Here is a 25,226-nt window from a genome sequence, read left to right as displayed (position 1 = left end):
CAATAATGATAATCAATAACTCTTAAAAATTTAAAATGACTAAAAAGTTATTCATTTTCATAACACTTTTCTTCCTGCTGGCTACGGATGTTTCGGGGGTTAACAGAACAGATACTTTGCCTTTAGCAGATTCTTCCGCCGCTGGCCTTATGTATAAAAAGAAAGCAAAGACAGCGTTAGTAACAGGCGTAATTTTAAGCAGTGCCGGTGTAGTAGCGGCGGGTATTGGTATGGGGTTAACATTAGCCGGACTTGGCCATCTATTTGAACCAGGTTACCAGGGTAAAGATTATGGAAGTCTTCCTGCCATATTGGGGTATGGCGGACTGGCTTTGATAGCAGCAAGTGTTCCTTTGTATATTGTTTCGGGGAAGAACAAACGAAAAGCAAAATTGTATTTGAGATATCAAAAGCCGGATTTACCGCATGCGGGTAAAGAAATAAAAGGTCAGATGTCTGCAGGGGTGGTCATTAATTTTTGAAAACTGGCTGATGTGATGTACTCCTTAAAAATTCAGTTATGAAACAACTTCTCATTGTACTATTGCTTGGAGTTTATTCCTTAACCATTTCGGCTCAAACTGATACGATAAGAAATCAAAAACCTCAGTGGGTATGGGTGTATACAACAGGCGGTAAGATGCAAAAGGGGATATTGGCTGGCCGTACCGACAGTGCCCTTTTACTATACCAGGGGAGCAAAAAGGCGTATAAAAAACAGGAAGCGCCTCCACTGGCAGGCATCCATTATAAAAATATAACCATTATTAAAACCAGAAGTAAATTAGGCTTTCTTAAGGGAATGGGGATTGGCGCAGGCATAGGTATTGCCCCGGTCCTCTTTGGAGAGGGTGGTGCATATGTGGCAGTTGTAAGTTTTCCGACGGGATTGATTGCCGGAAGCAGTATTGGCTTTAATGCCAAAAAGAAAAATAAGATCAATGGTGATTTTGCCGCTTTCCGGGGGTTTGCCGATAAATTCATTAAGTAGTTCGGGCTATTCGTTAACTACCGGGTTAGGGCAATTACAAACAGATACGCAAAAACAGCATAATGAAATCAATAGCTTTCCTGATCTTATATTCTGGTTATATACTTTCTGCGTTTGCACAAACTTCAGCATCGGACATTAAGCTTTCAAGTTTGATAAAACTTGACCTCGGGGGGCAAGGAATAGGACTAACTTATGAACCAAGGCTATCCAAGAAAATGACCTCAGAGATAAACGCTGGTGTTGGCGGGGGGTATTACATTGACGGATGGACAGTTGAACTAAATTATTTAAACCCTGCTTTTATTTTTCATTGACTCCGAAATATTTTCATAAAAGGCAGTCAAGGATTGACAAAGGGAAAGAAGCGCGTTTTAATTCGGGGAACTATTTTGGTAGCCCGGAACCCCAGAAAATCAGATTTAATCAGCAATTGCATTTTTTGGCAGACCTCCATTGGGGCATTCAAAGGGCAATAAGCAGGTATTGGACATTAAATTTTCATATCGGGTCAGGTTGTGCGCAGAACATTGATTATAGTGTTGGGACAATTTATCCCGCTATTGATTTAAGTTCTCTTATATTCTTTTAGATTCAAAAAAGTGACAGCTATGCTGGCAGATGTACAAGGTATTATTTTTTTTAATTGCTAATCAGCAGCAGTCCGCGGACAACGTTTTCCTCCTTTCATCGCCTGTAGCGCGGTTTCACAGGGTAAAGCAAGTCTTAATTAAACCGGACTACCTACGCAGGGGGCTTTCATGCGGCCCCATATTGCCCATAAATCGTCTTTTTTCATAGTATAGTTTTGGCTTAAGTATCTCCTTCGCATATATCTTTATCTTCCAATTCATTTGTAGCATGAAATATTTGAAACCGTTTTTTTTACTGCTTACAGCATTTGCCACTTTTATATCCTGCAATCAACAGGAGCCGAAAATACAAACCAATGATATTGCTTCCATTGGCATGAAATGGGAACTGGTGAATAATTTCACCGATTCTGGTTATACCGCAAGGATAAGCCTGGTTAACAAAAAAGAGCAGCAGCTTACCGATAAAAACTGGGCAGTTTTCTTTTCTATTGCTCCCAGTCCCGTACTTCAACCCGACCAGCCCCAACCGGCAAAGCTTGAGCACATCAATGGCGATTGGTATAAATTATCCCCCAATGCTGGTTTTTCACTGGCTGCCGGCGATTCCGTTACTATTGATTATAAAGCAACCGGCGCCGTTATAAAAGAATCGGATGGTCCGCTGGGCATTTATATTGTTTTTTATGATGGAGGTGGTAAAGAAGAACGCATCGCCAAAATAGAGGATTATACCCTTATTCCGTTTACAAGAAAAGAACAATTATTGCGTGGCGCAGCCGACCAGGAAGCGCCGGCATCTGCAGCCAAAACCTACCAGGAGAACGCCGGCTTATCGGTGCTGAAGCCAGATCAGCTTTTGCCTATTATTCCCACCCCTGCACATTTTTCACAAGGCAAAGGCGGTTTTACGCTGGCAGACAAAGCCATTCATTACGCTTCTTCGCTCAAAAACGAAGCCGATATATTATCGGCCCGGCTGAAAGAAATTACCGGTAAGGGTTTTGCCGTGAGTGAAGGATCCGGAGACTATAAAAGCATTTATTTATCGGTTGACCCGTCAGCCGTTAAAGAGAAAAAGCCGGAGGCCTACCGCTTAAGTATAAGCGAAAATGGCATCGTCATTACAGGCGCCGATGCGGCAGGTGTATTTTATGGTGTTCAGAGCTTGCTGGCACTTATACCTTCTGCTGTTTATCTCAATAAAAATGAACAGGCTGCAGTTCCGTTCGTAACCATTGACGATGCTCCGCGATTTGGTTTCCGCAGCGTACACCTTGATGTAAGCCGCAACTTCCAGGAAAAAGAAACCATCTTCAGGGTGCTGGATGTGATGGCGCAATATAAATTGAATCACTTTCTGCTGTATACTTCTGAAGACGAAGGCTGGCGGGTTGAAATTCCCGGCCTGCCTGAATTAACCGAAGTAGGCGCACAACGCTCGCATATAAGCGGCATCAATACCCCGGCACTGCATCCGGCATATGGTTCGGGGCCCTTTGCTTACGACAAAGGTCATTACGGAAGCGGATTTTATACCCGGAAAGATTTCATTGAAATATTGGAGTATGCTAAAAAACGGCATATAAAAGTTATACCCGAACTGAATTTTCCGGGTCATGCCCGTGCTGCCATTAAATCAATGGAAGCCCGCTACCAGCGCCTGATGAAGGAAGGAAAAGAAGCCGAAGCGAACGAATACCGCCTCGTTGATCCGGCGGATAAATCGGTATACCTGTCGGCCCAGATGTATAAGGACAATGTAGTGAATGTAGCCCGTGAATCAACCTATCGTTTTTTTGAAAAGGTGGTAGATGAATTTTCAAAGATGTATGAAGAAGCGGGTTTAAAGATGGATGTATTTCATGCCGGTGGAGACGAAGTGGCCGAAGGCGCATGGACACAGTCGCCTGAAGCATTGGAACTGCTGCGCCAACATCCGGAGATTAAAGATCCCAAAAACCTGCAAACGTATTTCTTTCGTGAACTTTTAAAACGAATGGAGAAAAGAAACTTAGAAGTACATGGCTGGGAAGAAGTTGCCCTGATAAAAGATGCTTTGGGAAAATATGTTCCTAACCCCGAGTTTACAAACAAAAAAGTAGTACCGTATACATGGAACAACCTTTTTGATTATCCCGATCTTGGTTATCAACTGGCCAATGCAGGATATAATGTGGTACTCTGCAATGTATCTAACTTTTATTTTGACCTGGCCTATAACAATGATCCTAAAGAACCCGGCTTATACTGGGCCGGATTTATTGACACTAAAAATGCCTGGGCCTTTGCTCCTTTTAATATGTTCAACACCACCCTCAAAGGTTCCATGGGCAATGAACTGCACTGGGATGCACCTGCTGCTAAATTGCAAAATTTGAAGCCGGAGGCAAGAAAAAATATCATTGGGGTTGAAGCCCAGCTTTGGAGCGAAACAATAAAGGGAAGGGATATGCTGGAATATTACATGCTTCCGAAATTAATAGGCTTTGCAGAAAGCGCATGGTCGCCGGAAAGAAAATGGGAAACGCAGTCAAACCGGGAGCAAAGAATAAAAAGTATGGAAACGGGATGGAATCAATTCGCCAATACCATCGCTCAAAAAGAATTTGCGCGGCTGGCGCATACTAACGGTGGATACGCCTATCGTGTACCCCCTGCCGGAGTGATCATTGAAAACGGGCAGGCGAAAGCCAATGTAGCGTTGCCAGGCGTAAGCATCCATTATACCACCAACGGATCGGAGCCCACCCTGCAATCGGCCGTATATAATGGACCTATCCCGGCAATGGGCACTTTAAAATTTAAAACATTTGATGCATCGGGTAAACCCGGCAGAACGGTTGTGCAGGAAGGGGCACAGGGACAAAAACTGAATTGAATATTAAACATCCGATATATGGCGAGCTGAAAATTATTTTAAAAGGCTGATAATTTTTCGAACATCCCTTTCCTCTGCCCAGTGTACTATTTTAAGCACGAAACCAGCCCAGGTGCCGGGATTAATAATTCCATTGGCAAGAGCAACAACTGTATTATCCAGCCCGGCAATATAATTTTTTTCTGCGGGGCCCTCTGTCAGGGCCATTGCCGCAGCGCTTGCCCAGGCCGTTTGCCTTGCTTTTAGAATACTGAAATTAATCACGGCTTTATGCCGGTTATTGGAAATCCGCATAAGCAATTTCATTGGCCACCATATTTTTTCAAGCCTGATCTGCAGGTTATTTGCAGCGTTTGCAATAATATCATTGATGCGGTCGTAATCTGCCCGCATCTTAAAAATATCCTGCCCCGGAGCTGTTTCGGCGGCTGCAATGCTTAAATCAAGATTAATATGCGTATTGATGCCCAGCACCAGGTGTTGCACTACAGTAAGGTTGTTCTTTTCACAGGCATCAAAAGCTGTTTGCCACGACAAGCTGCATGGGTTTTCATTCCTGTAGCAATGCCAGGCATCAATATATCGCTTCGCAAATATTACGTCCAGCTTTTCCATGCGGGAAGCGTTTTCGAAAATGTTCCCGGATATGCCACTTCGGATCGCGTCCGTCATCTGCCTGTACAGCACAGCAAAATAAGCCTGCCTGCTGCCTTCCTTTTCGCACTGTGCAATAATTTTATCCAGTTCAAGCAAAACACCGTTAATATCGGTAATATTTAACCCAGGCATTATGAAAAAAAGTTGATGGATGAATGCAGTTCTCCGGCTGTTGATTACCTCTAAAGATATTACTTTCAGGATAATATATTTACTACTCTCTCTTCAGCTGCCTTATATCCAACTGCTGTATCAGCGCGGGGTTTTCCGGCGTGAGCGTAAAATAGATTTCAATATCTGCTTTTTCACCCTTCATGATAAAGCTACCGCGCAATTGATTTTCAGGAACCAGTTCAGCAACACGAATGATCTTTCCTGCTTTCTCAAATACATCCCATGCCTGCTTTTTCCGAAAAGGCAATGAATGGTCGGGGAAAAAATTAATAGCAAAAATTTTGCTTTCTTCAGCTCCATTCCAGTCGGGCAGCAATTTCACAAGTTCATCCTTTCGTTGTTGCAGTACAGGCGAAACTGGCACCTGACGGGGGGGAAGTTCAGCGCCGGCAATCAATGTATCCAGCACGGCCCAGTTTACCACGCTCATGCGTGCATAGGTAAGATTGCCATATACAACAATGCCTATGCCATACTCCGGCAGGATCACCCACTGGCTTCCAAATCCCGGCAACCCGCCTGTATGCCCCACAAATGCCCTTCCCTTGCAATCCGTGCTGATACGTAAACCGTAGCCATAGCTGTTTACCATGGCACAGGTTCGTCCATTGGGATAGGTAAACTGATCATCTAAGTTATTAAACCGCCAGGCTTGCTGCATTTCGCGAACTGAACTTCGTTTAACCGGTCCCGTTTCCTTATCGTTCCTGGCCGGCCATGCCGACAACTGGAAAGCCATGTATTTGCTAAAATCTTCTATAGAGGTGATCAAACCGCCCATTGCGCCATACACCCCATCGTGCAGTAATTCCTCTTGCTGCCAGTTGTTGTTCTGCCACCTGTAGCCATACGCCAGCAGGCCGGCAGGCGCTTTTGTATATTCCCATATAGTATGTGTCATACCCAATGGTCTAAGAATGTTTTGGGTAATATATTCCTGGTAAGGCTGCCCCGATACTTTAGCAATGATTTCTCCCAGCATGGCAAAACCCATATTGCTGTACTCATAAGCAACGCCGGGTGCATTAGAAAAGGATATGCCTTTTTTTAGCATCACCATAAACGCTTCGTGCGTAATACCCAACTGCCTGTCGCCCCAGGGATTGTCTTCAGGAAAGCCTGCAGAATGCGTGAGCAAATCCCGGATAGTAATGGATGATGCATCGGTAGTCAACAACTGTATATCATTAAGCACAGGAATATACAGACCTGCAGGATCATCTAATTTGAGTTTACCCTCATCGCGCAGGCGGAGGATGGCCATTGCCGTGAAACTTTTTGACATGGAGGCAATCCGGAACAGCGAAGCTGAACTAACGGGTATTTTCTTAGCCAGATCCGTATAGCCAGCACTACCTGCATACAACAACTGATCATCCACCACAATTCCAAAAGCCATTCCGGGGAATTTCTTTTCCAGTGCATAATCCTTATACATTTTTTCTATAGCCGGAAGCAACGCCTTAATTTTTTCAACTCTTGAAGCATCATTAAAAACCGGAGGCTGATAGGTGGAAGCATTGGAAACCGGGGCTTGCTGTGCTTTTACCAATACGTAAGGAAAAAGCAAAAAAATCAACAGGCATTTTCGTGTCCGTGAGTTCATATACATAAGTTCACTTTCAACTAATATACATGATAAAACCCGGAGGAAAGAACCAAATAACAAATAGCAAGAACCAAACCTGCCTGCGGCAGGCAAGCCTGTCCGCCGTGGTGGATAAATTTCAAATGCCAAATGCGAAGGTAGAATTTCGAAATTCGAAGGAATACAAAGAACCAGAGCTGGCCGTTCAACTATGAAAAGGAAGATATGAAAGAAGGAGTATTCAGCCTGTTATTAGACATACTCCCCTGATAGCTGACCGCTGATACCTCATAGCCGCATAAATTTCAAATCTCAAATCCTAAGGTTTACCTTTGCCACGATTTTTTAACTATGAAGATATTAATGGTATGTCTGGGTAATATTTGCAGGAGCCCGCTGGCAGAAGGTATTATGGAATATAAGATTCAACAGGCGCAATTGGATTGGGAAGTGGACAGCGCCGGCACCAATGGCTATCATGCCGGTGAAGCCCCGCATCGCCTGTCGCAAAAAGTAGCGCTTATGCATGAAATTGATATCAGCCGGCAGCGGGCAAGAAACATTACCGGCAATGATTTTGACGAATTTGATATAATTTATGCCATGGCCGAAGATGTGGTAGATGAAATAAAATGGAGAACAGGAAAAAAATTCAATGCAGCAAAAGTGAAGCTACTGATGAACGAAGTATATCCCGGCAGCAATATGGATGTACCCGATCCATGGTACGGAGCTGAGCCGGGCTATCACAAAGTATTTGACATGATTGACAAAGCATGTGATAAGATCATTGAGCATTATGCTATACCAACAAAATAATTTCATATTCAATACTATATCAGCATGAGCAAACCCTCCATTCCACAGGGCACGAGAGATTTTGGAGCCGATGTTGTACGGAAAAGAAACTATATCATCAATACCATTAAAAACGTATTCGAATTGTATGGTTTTGAGCCCTTAGAAACACCCGCCATGGAAAACCTTGATACGTTAATGGGAAAGTATGGAGAGGAAGGAGATAAACTGATTTTTAAAATTCTGAACAACGGGCTGAACGACCCTAAAAACATGGATAAGGCAAGAAGGGCTTTTGAAAATGTGCTGCAGGGAAAGAATGATAAGAACCTCACAGAACGGGCTTTAAAATATGATCTTACCATTCCTTTTGCCCGTTATGTAGCAATGAATCATGGCCAACTCACGTTTCCGTTTAAACGCTACCAGGTGCAACCGGTATGGCGGGCCGACCGTCCCCAAAAAGGAAGGTACCGTGAATTTTATCAATGCGATGCCGATGTGGTAGGCAGCACTTCTTTATTAAATGAAGTGGAACTCGCAAATATCTATGCCACGGTATTCCAAAAATTAAAAGTTGATGTTGACATTAAGATCAACAGCAGGAAAATATTATCAGCCTTAGCCGAATTATGCGGTGGCACAGACAAATTAACGGATATCACTATTGCCATTGATAAATTAGATAAGATAGGGATTGAAAAAGTGAAGGAAGAATTATTACAAAGGGGGTTGAACGAAATCCAGGTTACCATTATTGGCCAATACCTGGATATTGATGGCGATAACACAGAAAAGATCAATAAAATAAAAGAGCTGCTTGGCAGAACCATTACAGGTGTAAAAGGAATAGAAGAACTTGAGTATATATTACACCACCTGCCACCTGCAAATATTATACAACAGCTCAGTATTGACTTTACATTGGCCCGTGGACTGAACTATTACACAGGGATCATTTTTGAAGTGAAAGCAAAAAATGTTCAAATGGGCAGCATCGGCGGTGGGGGCCGCTATGATGACCTTACCGGTTTATTTGGCGTTCCCAATATTCCGGGCGTGGGTATTTCATTTGGTGTAGACAGAATGTATGACGTATTGGAAGAACTGAAATTATTTCCGCAGGAAGTGCACAGCGGAACACAGGTGCTGTTTTTTAATCTTGGCCAGGCAGAAAGTAAAAAGGCATTTTCATTAATGCAGCAACTGCGGGATAAAGGAATACGCTGCGAATTATACCATGAACAATCGAAATTCGACAAGCAGTTTAAATATGCTGAACGGAAACATATCGCTTATGCTGTAATGATCGGCAGCCGTGAACTGGAAAGCAATACCTGCATTATAAAAAAACTGGGAACCGGCGAACAATCTACTGTAGCATTGTCCGATCTTACCGGCTATTCTTTCTGATAATGCATCTTTGTTATTCATTTTTTTGGGTTAAAAAAATATTTCCTATACTTTTGCTTTATTCTACGCATTGCAAAGTATAACGCCCTTCATTTGATTTAACTTGCTCTTAAGACGCCCGTAACTTTCGATTCATATTTGCCATTGACTTTTGCATTAATACATTGCTGTCCTCACGAGCTTCGCCTGTTACGTACAAATTAGCCTGCTTACGGTTGCTATAGCATAATAATACATGAATGCCATATGATAGCATGATTGCTTCCATACAACGAAGTAAACTAAAACAAATACATATGGAATCGCTTACATTTTTTTCAGTTATCCGCAAGTCTTTATTTGCGATCGCTATTGCAGTAATCACTGTTCCCGCCTCAGCTCATTCACTTTCGAATGTTGACCCGCTCGAAAAATCGGCCGACATTAAATATTTGGGATCCGAAGACCAGGCTTTGGTATTTAACGTAACGTACAACAATGCCAGTGCCTCCAGGTTTTTTGTAACCATTAAGGATGAAAATGGTGTGACTTTTTTCCAGGCTGCATATACAGACAGTAAATTCAATAAGAAATTTATCCTTCCCGGTACGGATGCCAGAAAAGTATTTTTTATCATTAGCGATAAAAAGAACAGGTATACAGAATCCTTTGAGATCAGTACCGAAACACGTGTTGTAGAAGATGTGGTAGTTAAAAGAATAAACTAATGCGTGGTTAAGTTGTTTATCATAAGAATCGGGGCAGGCGATCCCTGCCCCGAAATTCTTTTCAGCGTTTAATTTTCGCTGTAATCAGGTCGTACTATAGTAAAGACGAACACGAAAGCTCATCATTTATCTCAGTTTTCCGAGCGCGTCTTTTAATGCAGCGAAATTGACCTGGGTTCCGGGATTGGTTGTTTCCTCTGCATACACAACCGTACCACTGCCGTCTACTACTGTCACCCCTCTTTTGGCTACTCCTTTCAGGCCAAGCGTAAAATCTTCAAGGTACATATCATAGTCGCGGATCATTTTTTTATTGAAATCAGACAGCAGGTCGAAATTGATATTGTTCTGCGATTTAAATACACCCAAAGTAAAAGGCATATCAACAGATACGCCTGCCACCGTTGCACCTATATTGTTATAATAACTCAGTTCATCGCGGTTGCTGCACATCTGCGCAGTACAAACACCGCTGAAAGCAGCAGGAAAAAAATTGATTACCAATAATTTCCCCGCAAAATCGGTTAAAGACACTTCTTTCCTTTCTGTATTAAATAGTGTAAAAGCCGGGGCTTTGGAGCCAACTGCTAATGCCATAGTATTGTTTTTAGAGTTGCTAAGCTAAGAAAGTTTAGGTACGGATCATATATATTGATGAACATAAGCAGATATACTATTAAACGGGTCAAACTTCCCTGGATTATTTCATTCCCCATGGCAAATCGTTCATATATCAGTCTACCGAACAACCTTTCAAAGCTATAGCGATGTTGAATGCTTTCATCCCGGATAGGTTTTGTAATAATCTTTATTTATCTAAACCATATGAAAACACTGCCCCACCCGTAAAATGACCTTTTTCCCTCTTGGGTTATCATTATTTTAAACAAATATTTGACAAATACGGAATCATAATCCGTATTTGTCAAATAAGCTCTTTATTCTGACTGGAAAGAAATTGTGCTGTGAAACGTGAGAAGTGAGAGCCCACCCGGCTGAATGCCATTCGGACGGGGATAAAGGAGAAGAAAAAGTTACTGGTTTCAAGGTAGCTTGTTCTCACTTTTCCCGTTTGACGTTTCAGCCATTGACTTCTCACTATTCACCATTCACCCTTACAAATTCCACCAATAATTAAACTTCAGCACAAAGGCTCTTGTTTTAACTGCAAAGGGGCCCGGATAATAATTATCGGTATACACTAAAAAAAGATCTGAAGCAGGTTTATACCGCCATTGTAGCCTTGCATTGATATTGAGGTTCTTTAACTGTTCATTATACTGTATATACGTTGTAAAAAAAAGGGTATTCGTAAACGTTACATCAATGCGGGGGCCCACCAGTAAAAAATTAATATTGCCCCAGGGCTTTGATAGCAAAAGCCGGTTATAGCTGGCGCTCATGGTGATATTTACAAAAGGCTGAAAACGATAACCCACATCACCGCCTGCAGTTAACAGGTGCCCGTTGGCGTAATAACCACCATACCGCATAGATGCGGTGTAAGTAAACAGGTGCTGCGGCGCCGAAACATAATCAAAGCCAATGGTGTTCCAGTTGTGTTTTGAACCGGCAGTCAGTGAATCTTTGCCAAGGTTGGTTGGGTCGAATGGATTAAGCAGTTGCACATAATCATTTTGGGCAACTATATTTAATGTGCTTTTGGAACGGAAAGTAAAAAGATAAGACAATATATTGGAGTGATCCGTTTGTTTGAATGCGGTATTGAAATAATATATGCTGCTCCATTGCGGACCATGCGTAAGTATATTTCCTCCCCTGGGGAAAAAATAATGGGTGATCAACGGATTGAATTTAATATATCCTTTTCGCGGTACATAACCCGCTTCCGAAGTGTAGTTTTTACCTACCCGCTGAAACTGAGCCGTAATAAGCCATTTGCGGCTGCTATGCTGTATGTTGGCAGCCTGCGTCCAGTCGTCACCGGTAGTTCCCGGCTGAAAAGATTTAAGCACCAGCGCTTTACCCGTCCACTGGTTACCGGAAGAGGCAAGATTGTATTCTATCCCGATATTCCGGTTATACCGCGAGTAAATGTTTTTACTGCTGTCGGCTTCATCGGGATGATAATTCAGGGATGTTTTATCAATATATATAAAGCCGATATTCGACCGCCTGAACACTTTTCGCTGTAAGGATAACACGGCAAAGTTCTGGGCAGGCAAATCCGTTTCTGCCACCTTTGCTGTTTGCATATTCATAATGCCTATACGCCAGTTCTTATCCAGCTTGCCGCTTAGCCTGGCGCCAAAATTAATGGGAACACCCAGTCCTATTCTCCTGGAAAAAAATGGCCGGATATCCGCATAACCAAAATTGGCGAACAGATCGCCATTCTCTAAAAAGAATTGCCGCCGTTCGGGAAAGAACAATTCAAACCGGCTGAGGTTGGTAACCTGCTTATCTACTTCCACCTGCGAAAAATCGGGACGCACCGTAAGATCGAGATTGAGTGAAGGGCCAAGCGATACCTTAATATCTCCTCCAATACCCTGATCAAAAACGGATTTGGTATGATTCGTATAGTTTTTCGCCACACTGCCCAGTACATAAGGTATGATGGATATATTAGAGCGTGGGGCCGGGGGCGCTTCATCCCATATAATGGATCCGGTATAGGCGAGTGATGCCGTAGGGAACTGGCGTGGCACGGGTGTCCAGCTCGACTTTTCGGTAGTCTTCAGATCATTCCGGCTGAAATTGATGCCCCATTGTTTTGCATCTTTTTTATAGCGGATTGTTTTAAAAGGAATAGCCGCTTCAAATATCCATTTGTCAGGATAATTTTTTACGGCAGAAGTCCATTTGTTGTCCCAGTTCAGATCTACTTTTCCGCCTTCATACATGGCGCCATCCCATTGCGCTCCAAAAGCATTGGCGCCAAAAGAAAAGCCGGTTGTCTGGTCTTCAAAAGTATCCATGAACAACAGGAAATTATCATTCTTTAAAAAAGAGAAATCCCTCCGGAGCGATTCAACCATATGGGATCCTTCGCCGTAATTATAGCAAACAGCCAGCAGGTAAAGATTTTCATTATCATACGTCATGCTTACATCGGTGCGAACCAACGCATCGCTTGTATCCATGGGCAAAACCATTCGAAAATCGCCGGCTACTTCGGCATTCAGCCAGCCTGCTTCATCTGCTATACCATCTATATAGATAGGTGCGTTGGTTTTATGGATATGCAGTTGAAAGGCAGCATTCTTCTTTTGAGCGTTGGAATAGGAAAAAGACAATAGAAAAATACAACAGGTAAAAAAACGGTTCAATGGAATTATTTTTTGATCTTGAAGAGGTGGAAAGATAAAGATTTTTTGAATGTTGTATGCGCGATGCTTTACTTATGCCGCAGATTTGCAGATTAAAATCTTTTTACAGCTAAAGCAACACGCTGCTATTTTATTTCTGTACGCATTGCAAACAAAGACTACTCCTTCATCCAATTAATATTTCATGTTATATTCGTTTATATAAGCGACTATATGTTGCGTAAAATATTACCATGTCTTTTATCATTCGGGCTGCTGCTGGCATCCTGCAAAAAGGGAAGCACAGATGATCCATCGAACCAAACCGATTCGCTGGGAGCAGGATGGAGTAAGGTTGATATAGGAAAAGGAAATCAATTTATTGACATTTTTTTCTTCGGGAGCACTGGATTTGGAACAGGTGGGAAAAATATCTTCAGATCTAAAGACGGAGGGGATACCTGGAGTATTGCTTACCAGGTTGAATTAGACATAACAAATACTGCGATGGGGAGTACAGCTAATGTAGTATTTGTATCGGCTGTAGGAGGCAAAATATATTATACCGGCAATGGAGGTGATAGCTTTGACAGCACTATTGTTATGGACACCGGTATTTATGATGCATTTTTTGTAAACGAAAATACTGCTTATGCATTAGGAGACAATGTATGGAAAACAGAAGATGGCGGGGACAGTTGGAATCTTTTATATGCTTTTACCCCTTCGCCCGGTTATTACAAGACCTTATATTTTACAGATGAACTGAATGGATGGATAAGCACGGGTTCCGGCTTATTTAAAACGGTGGACGGAGGGATAACCTGGGAGAAAAATACGTCAGAATTATTTTCGGGAGTTATTGGAGCGATATTCTTCAATGATGCCGATAACGGCTACATATCCAACCGGAATAATATTTTAAAAACGGAAGATGGTGGCGCATCGTGGAAAATAGTTTTTTCCGAGCAAGATCTTTTACTTGATATACATTTTCCCTCAAAGGATACAGGCTATATTAATTTAAGAAAAAGTATTTATAAAACCACTAACGGAGGCTTAAGCTGGCATAGAGAAGTTAAATTGAATGAGCATGACGGAGTCATGGGAACAATAGAGTTGCATTTTACGGATACCGGTCATGGGTGGGCCAGTGGCTCTAAAGGAGCGATCCTTAAATATATTCGATAAAGAGGAGAATATCTTACAACTTTATCTCTTCTTCGTTGCTATCAAAAAAGTGAAACTCGGTGAGGTAGTAATTGTTGTTGGTTATTAATTTGATCTTCTGCTTATATTTCCAGCTCCATTTGCGGCGGATGGAAAAAAGCCAGCCTTTGGTAAGATAAGCGTATACGATGGGATGCACAACAATGGTAAGTCCCGTATGTTTTTGCATAACTAAGTAACTCAGGTTCTTTTCAATCTCATCTTCCAGCACAAGTGTAGATGAAATTTTTCCGGTGCCATTACAGGTAGGACAAACTTCCTGTGTATTGATATTCATCTCCGGCTTCATACGCTGCCGGGTGATCTGCATTAACCCAAATTTTGAAATGGGAAGCACTGCATGTTTTGCCCGGTCGGCACGCATACAATCCTCCATTGCCTCAATAAGTTTTCGCTTATTGTCGGGCAATTTCATATCAATAAAATCCACTACAATTATACCGCCTATGTCACGGAGCCGTAACTGACGTGCAATTTCCGCAGCCGCTTCAAGGTTGGTTTCCAGCGCATTCATTTCCTGGTTATTGCTCACGCTTTTATAGCCACTGTTTACGTCAATTACATGCAGTGCTTCTGTATGCTCAATAATGAGATAGGCGCCGCTGGGCAAGTTTAGCGTTTTGCCAAAGGACGCTTTTACCTGTTTGGTAACGCCATACTGATCAAAAATAGGGGCGCCATTGTGATAGAAAGAAACAATCTCTTTTTTCTCCGGGGCGATTTTTTGAATATAGTTACGTGTATCGTTGTAAATATTCTTATCATTCACCACTATGCGGTTAAAATCTTCATTCAGAAGATCCCTCAGCATACTGGTAGTTTTGGTTTGCTCGCTTAAAATTTTGCAGGGGGCAGTTGCGCCTTTTAGATTATGCTGAAGACTTTTCCAGCTCTCCACCAGCATAATCAGATCTTCGTGGAGCTCTGCCGTGTTTTTTCCCTCTGCTGCGGTTCTTACAATTACTCCAAAATTTTTGGGCTTGATGGACTCCACAATTTTATGGAGCCGCTTTCTTTCTTCTGAGGAATGTATTTTGCGGGAAACGGCAATAATATCATTAAAAGGAGTAACTACCACAAATCGGCCGGGCAGTGAAATTTCGCAACTCAGGCGCGGGCCTTTGGCCGCAATAGGTTCCTTTAGTATTTGAACCAGGATATTAGGCTTTTGACCCAATACCTCATTTATTTTCCCGGTCTTAACAATCTCTGACTCGGTTTGAAACTGTGAAAAATCAAATTCGGCCTGTGGATTTTCATTCATTGCCTGCTGGGTAAACTTGAGCAAAGAACGGGCATAAGGACTAAGGTCTGTATAATGGAGGAAGGCATCTTTTTCAAACCCTACATCTACAAAAGCAGCATTGAGCCCCGGGATAAGTTTTTTTACTTTTCCGAGGTACAAATCTCCGACAGCAAAACTGGCATCCACTTTTTCATGATGCAGTTCAACCAGTTTTTTGTCTTCCAGTAAGGCAATTTCCACGCCTAATGGAGCTGCATTAATAATTAATTCTTTGTTCAAGCAAAAAAGCCTTTTAATCAACCATCAAACAAACAGGAGGAAACCATTGGGAAGGTTGTTTGCATATACAACTTACATTTATACGCAACCGCGGATACAAGCAGCCTTCAGCTTCACATTAAATACATCGTTCAGTGCAGGTTATCCGGCATTGAAATACAGCAGTAGTTATTTGTTCTTTTTCTTATGACGATTCTTTCTCAGGCGCTTTTTACGCTTATGAGTAGCAATTTTATGACGTTTTCTTTTTTTACCACAAGGCATAAACCAAATAGTTTTTGTTAGTTAATTATATTATTAATTCAATCCTTTAATGCTTCAATACTTTAATCCTGTCATCAATTTCTTTAAGTGCCTCAGGGTTTTGTACAAATTTTTTACCTGCTTCGTACCATTGGGCGGCTTTGGCATTTTCACCATGGCGCTCGTAGGCTTCTGCCAGTAAAAAAATGGCTTCTGTATTATCTGGTTCGGTCTGTACTACCAGGTTCAACCTTTCAATAGCCTTATCAAACTGCCCGGTCATTATTCCACCATACCCCAGCATAAACTGAGCATACATATTCGTGGAATCTCTGCGTACCACTTCCAGTAATTTTTGAATACCTTCCATGGGGCTTGAAGCACCGGATGCACCAAAAATATAACTGCTTCCCAATCCAATTTTGCTGGAATCATTATCCGGATTCAACGTCAGCGCCTGTTTAAACAGGTCAGCCGCCTGGTTAGCCATCCATACCTGTAAAGCATGCTGGTCTACACCCTTAAGCTGCTTTAAATACAAATGGGCTGCAAAGGTGAGGCTTTTTTCAGAATTTTCCAATTTGGACTTTTCGCCGAGATAATACAGGAAAGGCTCAAAAACGTGGGCTGAATCTTTCCAAAAACCTGCCAGTTCATCGTATAATTTCATTTTCTGACCGGCCACATCTCCTCTGGTAATGGAGTTTTCTCTTGAAGTAAGCCAGGCCTGTCTTTCCGGCGACAGCCTTCCTTTAGCCGTTTCCAGTATAGAACGCGAATCCAATTGATCGTCTGTATGTTCGGCCTGGGGCTGTTCAGTGGGGGATGTTAGGGCATTGGGTTTTGTGCGTCCAAAAAAATAAAGGCTCAGTAAAAGTATGAGCCCGGTTGCCACAACCATCCATTGTTGCTTTTTCACTCGCTTATAATTTGGACGCAAAGTTAAATGCTATCTTCCGTCCCATCATCAAAATTCTCTTCAACTGGTTTGGCTGATTGCAGTTTCTTTACTTCATGCACAAATTCTTTTGCTGGCTTAAATGCAGGTATATAATGTTCAGGAATATGTACTGCCGTGTTTTTCTTTATATTACGTCCTATTTTGGCGGCTCTTTTTTTAGTAATGAAGCTTCCAAATCCGCGGATATAAATATTTTCTCCCTTAGAAAGATTTTCTTTAACCTCTTTAAACAAAGTTTCCAGTGTAACTAAAACATCTACTTTTGGAATTCCGGTTTTTTCAGAGATATTATTAATGAGATCGGCTTTTCGCATGGTATTGTATTTTATAAGTAAATGAAATTCAATGATAAAATAACATAAATAATGTATTTTCTGCAAGTTATTATTGTAAAAATTTTTTATTCTTTCTCTGAACGGATAAAAAACAGTCGTCCTTCTCCCTGCTATACTTGATTATTACTGAACGTGCAGAATATCAGAAAATTGTATATTATATAAACAAAAAGCCCGGCAGATTGTTGAATAACAGATAATTATCCCCTTATGAGGTCATTTTTCCCTAAAAAATTATTAGCATGGAATAAAAAAAAGAACCGGCGGGCAATGCCATGGAAAGGCGAAAAAGATCCATATAAAATCTGGTTAAGTGAAATTATTCTTCAGCAAACGCGGGTAGAACAGGGGTGGAATTATTACCTGAAATTCATAAACACGTTTCCTGCGGTGCAACAATTGGCCCATGCCCCCGAAACAAAAGTTTTTAAACTATGGGAAGGCCTGGGCTATTATTCCCGCTGCAAAAACCTGATTGCCGCCGCCAAAATCATTGATAAAGCATACAATGGCGAATTTCCGGCTTCGTATGAAAAAATACTCGAGCTGCCGGGGATAGGACCTTATACGGCTGCCGCTATTGCTTCTTTTGCATTCAACCTTCCCTTTGCCGTGGTTGATGGCAATGTGCTCCGGGTTTTGGCCCGTATATCCGGCACAGAGATTCCTGTTGATTCGGCAATGGGGAAGGCAGTGCTAAACAAACTGGCTTTTGAATTACTCGATAAAAAACAACCCGGATTATACAACCAGGCTATAATGGATTTCGGCGCCGTAGTATGTAAGCCCAAAGCACCTGCATGTATACAATGTATAATGCAGAAAGATTGCATGGCTTATGAATTGGGAGTGGTGGAAAAACTACCCGTAAAAGAAAAAAAAATCGTTAAAAAGAACCGGTGGCTGTATTATTTTATTATCACATACAAAGCAAGGGTATACATCCGGAAAAGAACTGCCAAAGACATCTGGCAAAATTTGCATGAGTTTTTACTGGTAGAAAAAAATGGTCCGCTCAACAAAAAAGAGTTGCTGCTGCAAGCTCCCGTAAAACAGTTGTTCTTGCAAAAAGGGACATCGGTTACACAGATTTCGAGGTTGTATACCCATCAGCTTACCCATCAAACACTACACGGACAATTTATTGAAATAAAGGTAGATCACTCACCCGATTTAGGTGTGGATTTTGTGGGAGTACCTTATCGTGAACTTACGCGGTACCCTTTTCCAAAATTTATGATTACTTATTTGCAGGAAAAAAATGTAAATTTAAGTCAGCATTGATGAATGAAGTTCATTTGAATGAATCTAAAACAAGTTTTATGCGAGGAGTAAACAGAGTAATGTTAATTGGCAACCTGGGGAAGGATCCTGACATTCAGTTTTTAGAAGGAAATATTGCAGTAGCAAAATTTCCGCTGGCAACAACAGAAACTTTTAAAGATCGCACCGGAAAACTGATAAGCCAAACAGAATGGCATACCGTGGTGCTTTGGCGCGGACTGGCTGAACTGGCGCAAAAATATCTTCACAAAGGCAGTTTGGTATATATTGAGGGAAGATTACGCACCCGGAGTTGGGAAGATAAGGAAGGCAACCGTAAATTTGCTACGGAAGTGGTAGGTGATAACCTGATTATGCTGGACAAAAGAGTGGATGGCGCCCATGGCGCTAACCATGCCAACGATCATCCGGAGGGATTCAATAGTGATGTACCTCCTATCAGCGACTCTTCTTCCGAAAACATGGCTTTTTAATATTTTACACGAATACTTATTTTTGTACGTTATTTAAACAGGCAGGCCCAGTGACCTGCCTTTATGATTACACCGCTTTACTCACAAAAAAACACTTGACTTGGATTATCCATCGGCATATTACAGTCTGCTTAAACTTGAGCCGGTACTGTTAGCTGTTAACCCGCAAAGTATTACCATTTTAATTATATTACTGCTGTCATTATTAATTGTATCCTTTTTTGTATCCGGGGCAGAAGTAGCTTTATTTTCCCTTACTTACAGGGATATTAATATGCTCAAAACAAAGCAGCACCCCGCTGCCAGAAGAATTATTACTTTACTGGACCAACCCAAAAGACTGCTGGCCACATTACAAATAGCAAATACTTTCGTAAACATAGGCACCATCATCGTATGTAATGTATTGATGGATGAATTGCTGATGCAGCCCAACGCTTTTTTAAATTTCGTTATCAAATTAATTGTCATTGTTTTTTTATTAGTGCTTTTTGCCGAGATCCTGCCCAAGGTATCGGCTACCCAAAACAATATAAGATTTGCTTACAGCGCCTCCCTGCTTATTGAAGTTTTATACAGCTTCTTTAGCAGCATGAGCAGATGGTTTGTGAAATTTACGGATGGCATTGAAAAAAGTTTTGGCGGATTGAAACATCATCATGTTTATAATCCAGAAGATATTGACCAGGCAATAGAAATGAATGCCACAGAAAATACTACAGAAGAAGAAAAAAATATTCTCCGGGGCATAGCGCGGTTTGGCCAGGTTACAGTAAAGCAAATTATGCGTACCCGGCTTGATGTTAGTGCTATTGATTACAATACGGGCTTTCACGAATTAAAAAATAAAATAGAAGAATTGCATTATTCGCGCCTGCCGGTTTATAAAAACAGCCTTGATGATGTGGTAGGCATTATACACAGTAAAGATGTATTGCCTTTTATTAATGAAAAGGATGATTTCGACTGGCGCCAGTTGATCCGCCAGCCTTATTTTGTTCCCGAACAAAACCTGATCAGGGATCTTTTACGTGAGTTGCAAAGAAAAAACACACATTTTGCTGTGGTGGTGGATGAGTTTGGCGGAACGGAAGGCATTGTAACCATGGAAGATATAATGGAAGAAATTATTGGTGATATACGTGATGAATTTGATGATGAGGAAAGCGTGAATAAAAAAATAGACGACCATACCTATATTTTTGAAGGACGGATAATGATAACAGACGCCTGTAAGGCTATGGGCTTAAATGCAGATACTTTTGACCAGGTGAGAGGGGAAAGCGAATCCTTAGCCGGGCTGGTACTGGAATTGGCCGGCGAAATACCGCAGGAAGGACAGGTTATTCCTATCGGCGATTTTGAATTTACGGTTATGGAAATTGAAAAAAACAGGATTAAAAAAGTAAAAGTAACCATCAGGCTATTAACCGCTCAGTAAGATGGCTATCAAAGTAATTGTAAGATGATTAAACAAACAGGCATTCTGCTCTCTTTTTTATTTTCCATACTGCTATTTTCCTGCAACAGCAATTACACCCCACACCCCAAAGGATATTTTGCCATAGACTTTCCGCAGCATCAGTACCAGTTGTTCAACCAGCCGGGCTACCCGTACAGTTTTGAATACCCGGTATACAGTACTGTAACCAAAGACAGTTCTCTTTTTGATGAAAACCCCGACAACCCTTACTGGATCAATATTGATATACCTTCCTTTAATGCCCGGATATACCTGAGCTATAAAACGATCGGGGGAAGGTCCTCATACAGAGTAAAGACGGATCACGGCTATAAGGATTCCTCTTCCTTAAACACCTTTGAAAATCTTCGCGAAGACGCTTATAAAATTACATTCAAGCATACCGTAAAAGCATCTTCCATTGAAGATTCGGCATTTGTAACACCGCATGGTATCGGTGGTGTTTTTTTTAGTGTAGGCGGCAATGCGGCAACCGGCAAGCAGTTCTTTGCAACCGATACCGTTAAACATTTTCTTCGCGGCGCTTTGTATTTTAACGCCACCCCCAATGAAGATTCGTTACACATTGTCTACGATTTTTTACAGCAGGATATGCTGCATATGATCAACACGCTTGAATGGAAATAGGAAACTGTAGATATAAGAATTTCTGATTGTTGATTTCTGATTTTGCGTTCACAGTATATTTTGATAGCTTCTTCTTTGGATACGCTGAACAATTACAGTCCGTCACCTGTTAGGTTTTACTGTTCTTCCTAAAAAGGACATAAGCTCATGGAAATCTGCATTTTCTCCTGAAATCTTTTGCTTTGTCATAATATCGAAATTATTGTTTAAGGCTGAAGCGCGTTGTCTTGCCCTACTTCTGTTGTCCGACAGTGGCGGCAGTGGATCAGGTTCGCTTTTTATTTCCCTGAATTCTGAAGTTATAGCACGCTCTAAACTGTTCGCATATTTAACACGTTGACTGATGTATGGCTTTTTCTTTCCACAAAACCTTGCCAATATGGATTTTAATATGGATGTATGATCAAGTTTTGTTTTCAGTATACCTCCTTTTTTTACATAGGGCGAAACCAGGAAAGTGGGCACACGCAGTCCCATGAACACATCTGTATGACTCGTGCTGTTACTGCTGGGAGACCCGGATTCTCCTATAACCAAAGGATTTCGATATGTTTCAACAACCGGGGGCACTACATGATCAAAAAAACCACCATGCTCATCATAAGTTATCACAAACAAAGTATGATCCCATATATCAGGGTTTGATTTCAGGGCTTCGTATATTCTTTTTACCAAATACTGACCATGCAGCATGTCGGCGGGCGGATGATCATCATTAACCGGGTAATCATGCATGGCAGGATCAATAAAGACAACAGAAGGGAATTCTTTTTTTGTTCCCGCCCTGGTCGAGTTTTTTATATCGCTTTCAAGATTGACGATATCTTTTATTTTTTCATTATTTCCTGCATAACGGGAAAACATCCGAAGCATGGTAACAGATGGCAATGATTCATACACTCTCCAGGAAACTCCCTGCTGGGAAAGAATATCAAAAATATTTTGATCCCTGCATAAAAAAAATGTGCTGTCAACTGCATTGGTCATTCTCGGCTCTCCATTTCTGTCTCTTTGAAGATTCCCTTTCAATGAAAACATCCTGTTCGGCAACGTTGGCCCTGGATGAGAGCAAAAGTAATTATCGCAAATTGTAAATTCGGAAGCAAGGAATTCATACATCGCCAGTTCCTCCCCCGTATAATATCCCAATACATCCTGGGGATCTATCTTTTTCTTTTTTAATGCATCTATTCCATTTTTTTTTATAAAATTGGAAACAAAACCTTTCATTGTTTTATCCGGATCCAGTTGCTCTTCCACATCTTTCAAACCATGACCTACATCGGCATCTAACTTTGTTTTAAGCCCCGCTTCATTGGCTTCAAATCTTGCATTTTTTAAATGCTGAATTGTTTGATCACTATACCCGGTTACCGGAATTTTATATGTATTTAGTAATTGTTCTGTTAACCCGTTAACCTCACTATTAATTGGCAATGGCCCCTTTACACCTGGTAACGAAAGATATCCCGACACGTGATCAAAGGACCTGTTCTCCATCATCAATACCACTATGTGCTTTATATTATCCGGATTTGACAGGTTAGGCGCATTCCATGTTTCGTTTAGTCCCTGGTTATACCTGCTTTCATATTTATCATTGCGTTCAGGCTCAGGCAGTTTATCCGTTATATACTCAAACTCCATTGCTTTATCTGTCTTATTCCATTTAGCCCCGGTAAAAGTGAAAACACCACCCATCATCCTGTCAAAAATATCCTGAATTTTCTCCGTGACCTTTTTGTTGAATTCTTCATCTATTGCTCCTGATATTTTCGACATTAAATAGTAGGTATCATTATACAATGGTATGTGTGGATTCCCTTCGTCTCCCGCCCATTTAGCAGAATGGGGGTCTATCCAGCAATTTGCTTTGATATTTCCATTGTTTACGGATAACGCCATTTCAAATAAAAGATCCGGTATAACAATCTCACCATTATCCCAGTTATCAATGATTACCCGGATAGAATTTTTTAAAGACCCCGTAATTGCTATCTTAGGACATCCTTTTGGAATCATAATTTCCCCGTTGGAAATTTCAGTATACGCGCTTTCAGTTTTTACAGCATACCGCTCTTTAGATTCTCCAAACTCCACCTTAATGAAATCAGTTTGAATATTATTACATTTTGCCTGTATCTTACCGGTAACCAACGGGCCGTTTTCCTCAAGTACCAGTTCCTTTTCATACACTTTATATTCTTTATTTTCCTTTATGGGTTCGTTATCTTCTTTTTCAAATAAATTACTAATAAACATCTCAAAGAACTCTGCGAGCTTTCTTGTTTTTGCCTTAATAGTAAACACATTTGTAAGCAGGCTTCCGTTCCAGTTCGCCCTGATTACTATGTTTTCACAATCTTTACCGAATAAATCATTAAATCTGTCTAACAAAATATCCTGAGGTATTTTAATCGTATCATATACTTGTGCATGCAGGGTTAAACGTCCGCTACTTTTTCCTTCAAACCGGAGTGTCCAGAGCTTTTTCTTACCTGCAGAATCCCTGCTGTATTTTATATCAGGGTGTGTAATCTGAGCTTTTAATGAATTGTTTTTAGGCAATACCTTTACTGTTCCATCGGGGCGAACCAATGAAATCCTGATGTTGGAAGATGCTGATGTGGCAGTAACCCTTAATTCCCCAATCCTGTAAAGATCAAATTTATACTCCCATATTCCGTTTAACGGGCGCTGAACATTTAATAAAGGAGGGGCGCTGATGTTAGAAAGCGTTTCACGTACAGATAGAAAAACCTGCACTTCCCTGGGTAATGTATTGCGGGAACTGTGCAGTGTTTGTGCGCCTATAACCAATTTCCAGGGTTTGATGAATCCCAATAAGTCGCGATAGCGGTCCAGGTCCGACATGCTAACCCGGTTTTTTGTAAAAGGAATACCATCCGGATCAATGAGCGTTATTTGTTCTAAAGATTCTTCACGGGTGATGCCTGTTCCGGGATTCGCAGGGTCTGGTCTTGGGGACAAGGTTGTAACTTTAATGTTTGCGCCAAATGACAAAACGCCTATGCGATTGATGATTACTTCGTATTCCTTTTTACTTAGCCTTTTCCCCGTAACTGTAAATTTCTCGTTTAAAAATACGTGGTTAATTATTCTTGACATATTGCCTCTTTAATTGTTTAGTAAATATTTTTTAAACTTGAAGAGTTGGAAACAGATTTACAAAAGTGAATGCATTACAAAAATCAATATTAAGGCTTACCTGTACAATACCCCATTGGGTGATTTTATGAAAGTGTAAGTTTGAATAACGCAGATGCGTATAATGAGAATTCATAACAGTCCCTGTTGCCGCGCCTTCATAACCACTTCGCTCCGGCTGGCTACATGCAGTTTTTTATAGATGTGCTTTACATGGGTACGCACGGTTTCGTAACTAATAAATGATTTAGTGGCAATGGTTTTATAATCATAACCTTCCACTATCAGTTGCAGCAGTTCTTTTTCCCTTTCGCTAAGCCGGTAATCATTGCTTTGCGGACTTACAAGTATTACATTTTTATTGGAGAAAAAGCTCAGCATTTTTTTAGCGACAGTCGTGTTAAAGGGAGCGCCGCCATTGTATACTTCTTTAATAGCTTCAAGATACCGGTGAGGAGGATCGCTTTTAAGTATATAGCCCGACGCCCCCGCACACAAAGCGAGGAAGATACGTTCGCCGTCATTAAATACAGTTTGAATAAGCACCTTAACTTCAGGGAAACTGTTGCAAATATTTTTGGTTAGTTCAATGCCATTGAGCCCTGGCATTTCAATATCCATCAGCACCACATCCGGTTCACTTCGCCTGATATCCATTTCCCAACGATTGCCATCGGCAGCCCCACCCGTAAATCTGTAACCGGGTGTACCATTCAGAATGGCCTGCATGGCATCTCTTACAAGTTTATTATCCTCAAATATGGCAACGCGAATATCCAGCATATATCAAATATGGCGTTAAAATCAGAAAAATGCAATACCC

At 41.3% G+C, this 25,226-nt stretch carries 21 protein-coding genes; 12 read left to right on the top strand and 9 right to left on the bottom strand.

The features are described 5' to 3' along the window. The first annotated feature begins 35 nt into the window (after window positions 1–35). From FRX45_RS08615 to FRX45_RS08600, 4 genes are all read left to right on the top strand, one after another. A complete protein-coding gene (locus tag FRX45_RS08615) occupies window positions 36–482 on the top strand; it encodes a hypothetical protein (RefSeq protein WP_152267993.1) in 447 nt (148 codons plus the stop codon). 38 nt (window positions 483–520) lie between these two features. Beyond that, entirely contained in the window at window positions 521–991 is a 471-nt protein-coding gene (locus FRX45_RS08610; RefSeq protein WP_152267992.1) for a hypothetical protein, read from the top strand. A gap of 62 nt (window positions 992–1,053) precedes the next feature. Next, complete coding sequence (locus FRX45_RS08605; protein ID WP_152267991.1) at window positions 1,054–1,308, top strand: hypothetical protein; 255 nt, start codon at window positions 1,054–1,056, stop codon at window positions 1,306–1,308. A gap of 544 nt (window positions 1,309–1,852) precedes the next feature. Then, window positions 1,853–4,465, top strand: coding sequence for a family 20 glycosylhydrolase (locus tag FRX45_RS08600; RefSeq protein ID WP_152267990.1), 2,613 nt, complete (start codon window positions 1,853–1,855; stop codon window positions 4,463–4,465). Window positions 4,466–4,498: 33 nt separating this feature from the next. Here the strand turns inward: FRX45_RS08600 and FRX45_RS08595 are convergent, their stop codons facing one another. Both FRX45_RS08595 and FRX45_RS08590 read right to left on the bottom strand, forming a co-directional pair. After that, entirely contained in the window at window positions 4,499–5,254 is a 756-nt protein-coding gene (locus FRX45_RS08595) for a DUF5995 family protein (protein ID WP_152267989.1), read from the bottom strand. Window positions 5,255–5,336: 82 nt separating this feature from the next. Further along, window positions 5,337–6,902: a serine hydrolase domain-containing protein gene (locus FRX45_RS08590; RefSeq protein ID WP_152267988.1), complete on the bottom strand. Its 1,566-nt coding sequence runs from the start codon at window positions 6,900–6,902 to the stop codon at window positions 5,337–5,339. Window positions 6,903–7,235: 333 nt separating this feature from the next. Here FRX45_RS08590 and FRX45_RS08585 point away from each other — a divergent pair, with 333 nt between their 5' ends. The 3 genes from FRX45_RS08585 (at window position 7,236) to FRX45_RS08575 (ending at window position 9,802) form a co-directional block, all read left to right on the top strand. Beyond that, window positions 7,236–7,703: a low molecular weight protein-tyrosine-phosphatase gene (locus FRX45_RS08585; RefSeq protein ID WP_152267987.1), complete on the top strand. Its 468-nt coding sequence runs from the start codon at window positions 7,236–7,238 to the stop codon at window positions 7,701–7,703. 24 nt (window positions 7,704–7,727) lie between these two features. Further along, complete coding sequence (hisS, locus tag FRX45_RS08580; RefSeq protein WP_152267986.1) at window positions 7,728–9,095, top strand: histidine--tRNA ligase; 1,368 nt, start codon at window positions 7,728–7,730, stop codon at window positions 9,093–9,095. 296 nt (window positions 9,096–9,391) lie between these two features. After that, entirely contained in the window at window positions 9,392–9,802 is a 411-nt protein-coding gene (locus FRX45_RS08575; protein ID WP_152267985.1) for a hypothetical protein, read from the top strand. Window positions 9,803–9,928: 126 nt separating this feature from the next. Here FRX45_RS08575 and FRX45_RS08570 read toward each other — a convergent pair whose 3' ends face one another. Then, a complete protein-coding gene (locus FRX45_RS08570; protein WP_152267984.1) occupies window positions 9,929–10,399 on the bottom strand; it encodes a redoxin domain-containing protein in 471 nt (156 codons plus the stop codon). Between the two features lie 518 nt (window positions 10,400–10,917). Beyond that, window positions 10,918–13,095 carry a carbohydrate binding family 9 domain-containing protein gene (locus tag FRX45_RS08565; protein ID WP_193311631.1) on the bottom strand — a complete coding sequence of 726 codons (2,178 nt, stop codon included), beginning with the start codon at window positions 13,093–13,095 and terminating at the stop codon, window positions 10,918–10,920. Window positions 13,096–13,308: 213 nt separating this feature from the next. On the opposite strand from FRX45_RS08565, the gene FRX45_RS08560 reads away from it, so the two are divergent. Further along, on the top strand, window positions 13,309–14,265 hold the full coding sequence (locus tag FRX45_RS08560; RefSeq protein ID WP_152267982.1) for a WD40/YVTN/BNR-like repeat-containing protein: 957 nt from the start codon (window positions 13,309–13,311) through the stop codon (window positions 14,263–14,265). Between the two features lie 13 nt (window positions 14,266–14,278). Here FRX45_RS08560 and FRX45_RS08555 read toward each other — a convergent pair whose 3' ends face one another. The 3 genes from FRX45_RS08555 to FRX45_RS08545 all read right to left on the bottom strand — a co-directional run bounded on the left by FRX45_RS08555 (window position 14,279) and on the right by FRX45_RS08545 (window position 17,413). After that, window positions 14,279–15,829 (bottom strand): Rne/Rng family ribonuclease, encoded by a 1,551-nt coding sequence (locus FRX45_RS08555; RefSeq protein ID WP_152267981.1) that lies wholly within the window; start codon window positions 15,827–15,829, stop codon window positions 14,279–14,281. Window positions 15,830–16,139: 310 nt separating this feature from the next. Then, window positions 16,140–16,991, bottom strand: a complete 852-nt coding sequence (locus FRX45_RS08550; RefSeq protein WP_152267980.1) for a tetratricopeptide repeat protein — start codon at window positions 16,989–16,991, stop codon at window positions 16,140–16,142. Between the two features lie 23 nt (window positions 16,992–17,014). Further along, entirely contained in the window at window positions 17,015–17,413 is a 399-nt protein-coding gene (locus FRX45_RS08545; protein WP_262884201.1) for an HU family DNA-binding protein, read from the bottom strand. 165 nt (window positions 17,414–17,578) lie between these two features. Here FRX45_RS08545 and mutY point away from each other — a divergent pair, with 165 nt between their 5' ends. The 4 genes from mutY (at window position 17,579) to gldD (ending at window position 21,235) form a co-directional block, all read left to right on the top strand. Continuing rightward, window positions 17,579–18,652, top strand: a complete 1,074-nt coding sequence (mutY, locus tag FRX45_RS08540) for an A/G-specific adenine glycosylase (RefSeq protein WP_152267978.1) — start codon at window positions 17,579–17,581, stop codon at window positions 18,650–18,652. A gap of 38 nt (window positions 18,653–18,690) precedes the next feature. After that, window positions 18,691–19,125, top strand: coding sequence for a single-stranded DNA-binding protein (locus FRX45_RS08535; RefSeq protein WP_152267977.1), 435 nt, complete (start codon window positions 18,691–18,693; stop codon window positions 19,123–19,125). Window positions 19,126–19,225: 100 nt separating this feature from the next. Continuing rightward, the gene (gene gldE, locus FRX45_RS08530) at window positions 19,226–20,566 is read left to right on the top strand and encodes a gliding motility-associated protein GldE (RefSeq protein ID WP_152267976.1); all 1,341 of its coding nucleotides are present in this window, start codon (window positions 19,226–19,228) and stop codon (window positions 20,564–20,566) included. A 24-nt stretch (window positions 20,567–20,590) separates the two neighbouring features. Beyond that, window positions 20,591–21,235: a gliding motility lipoprotein GldD gene (gene gldD / locus FRX45_RS08525; protein ID WP_152267975.1), complete on the top strand. Its 645-nt coding sequence runs from the start codon at window positions 20,591–20,593 to the stop codon at window positions 21,233–21,235. A 102-nt stretch (window positions 21,236–21,337) separates the two neighbouring features. Here gldD and FRX45_RS08520 read toward each other — a convergent pair whose 3' ends face one another. Both FRX45_RS08520 and FRX45_RS08515 read right to left on the bottom strand, forming a co-directional pair. Beyond that, window positions 21,338–24,364 carry an alkaline phosphatase family protein gene (locus FRX45_RS08520; protein WP_152267974.1) on the bottom strand — a complete coding sequence of 1,009 codons (3,027 nt, stop codon included), beginning with the start codon at window positions 24,362–24,364 and terminating at the stop codon, window positions 21,338–21,340. 171 nt (window positions 24,365–24,535) lie between these two features. Then, window positions 24,536–25,186, bottom strand: a complete 651-nt coding sequence (locus FRX45_RS08515) for a response regulator transcription factor (RefSeq protein WP_152267973.1) — start codon at window positions 25,184–25,186, stop codon at window positions 24,536–24,538. Window positions 25,187–25,226 lie beyond the last annotated feature (40 nt).

Source organism: Agriterribacter humi, from assembly GCF_009192765.1.
Classification (GTDB): Bacteria; Bacteroidota; Bacteroidia; order Chitinophagales; family Chitinophagaceae; genus Agriterribacter; species Agriterribacter humi.
Note: the sequence above shows the minus strand (reverse complement) of the source record. Positions and strands in the feature narration are given on the sequence as shown.

What these genes read in the sequence shown, in the direction of transcription:
- FRX45_RS08605 (WP_152267991.1), top strand. Translation starts at nt 1,054, where the DNA reads ATGAAATCAATAGCTTTCCTGATCTTATATTCTGGTTATATACTTTCT.
- FRX45_RS08520 (WP_152267974.1), bottom strand. Translation starts at nt 24,364, where the DNA reads ATGTCAAGAATAATTAACCACGTATTTTTAAACGAGAAATTTACAGTT.
- hisS (WP_152267986.1), top strand. Translation starts at nt 7,728, where the DNA reads ATGAGCAAACCCTCCATTCCACAGGGCACGAGAGATTTTGGAGCCGAT.
- FRX45_RS08575 (WP_152267985.1), top strand. Translation starts at nt 9,392, where the DNA reads ATGGAATCGCTTACATTTTTTTCAGTTATCCGCAAGTCTTTATTTGCG.
- FRX45_RS08615 (WP_152267993.1), top strand. Translation starts at nt 36, where the DNA reads ATGACTAAAAAGTTATTCATTTTCATAACACTTTTCTTCCTGCTGGCT.
- FRX45_RS08570 (WP_152267984.1), bottom strand. Translation starts at nt 10,399, where the DNA reads ATGGCATTAGCAGTTGGCTCCAAAGCCCCGGCTTTTACACTATTTAAT.
- gldD (WP_152267975.1), top strand. Translation starts at nt 20,591, where the DNA reads ATGATTAAACAAACAGGCATTCTGCTCTCTTTTTTATTTTCCATACTG.
- FRX45_RS08515 (WP_152267973.1), bottom strand. Translation starts at nt 25,186, where the DNA reads ATGCTGGATATTCGCGTTGCCATATTTGAGGATAATAAACTTGTAAGA.
- FRX45_RS08590 (WP_152267988.1), bottom strand. Translation starts at nt 6,902, where the DNA reads ATGAACTCACGGACACGAAAATGCCTGTTGATTTTTTTGCTTTTTCCT.
- FRX45_RS08535 (WP_152267977.1), top strand. Translation starts at nt 18,691, where the DNA reads ATGCGAGGAGTAAACAGAGTAATGTTAATTGGCAACCTGGGGAAGGAT.
- mutY (WP_152267978.1), top strand. Translation starts at nt 17,579, where the DNA reads ATGAGGTCATTTTTCCCTAAAAAATTATTAGCATGGAATAAAAAAAAG.
- FRX45_RS08560 (WP_152267982.1), top strand. Translation starts at nt 13,309, where the DNA reads ATGTTGCGTAAAATATTACCATGTCTTTTATCATTCGGGCTGCTGCTG.
- FRX45_RS08595 (WP_152267989.1), bottom strand. Translation starts at nt 5,254, where the DNA reads ATGCCTGGGTTAAATATTACCGATATTAACGGTGTTTTGCTTGAACTG.
- FRX45_RS08610 (WP_152267992.1), top strand. Translation starts at nt 521, where the DNA reads ATGAAACAACTTCTCATTGTACTATTGCTTGGAGTTTATTCCTTAACC.
- FRX45_RS08600 (WP_152267990.1), top strand. Translation starts at nt 1,853, where the DNA reads ATGAAATATTTGAAACCGTTTTTTTTACTGCTTACAGCATTTGCCACT.
- FRX45_RS08585 (WP_152267987.1), top strand. Translation starts at nt 7,236, where the DNA reads ATGAAGATATTAATGGTATGTCTGGGTAATATTTGCAGGAGCCCGCTG.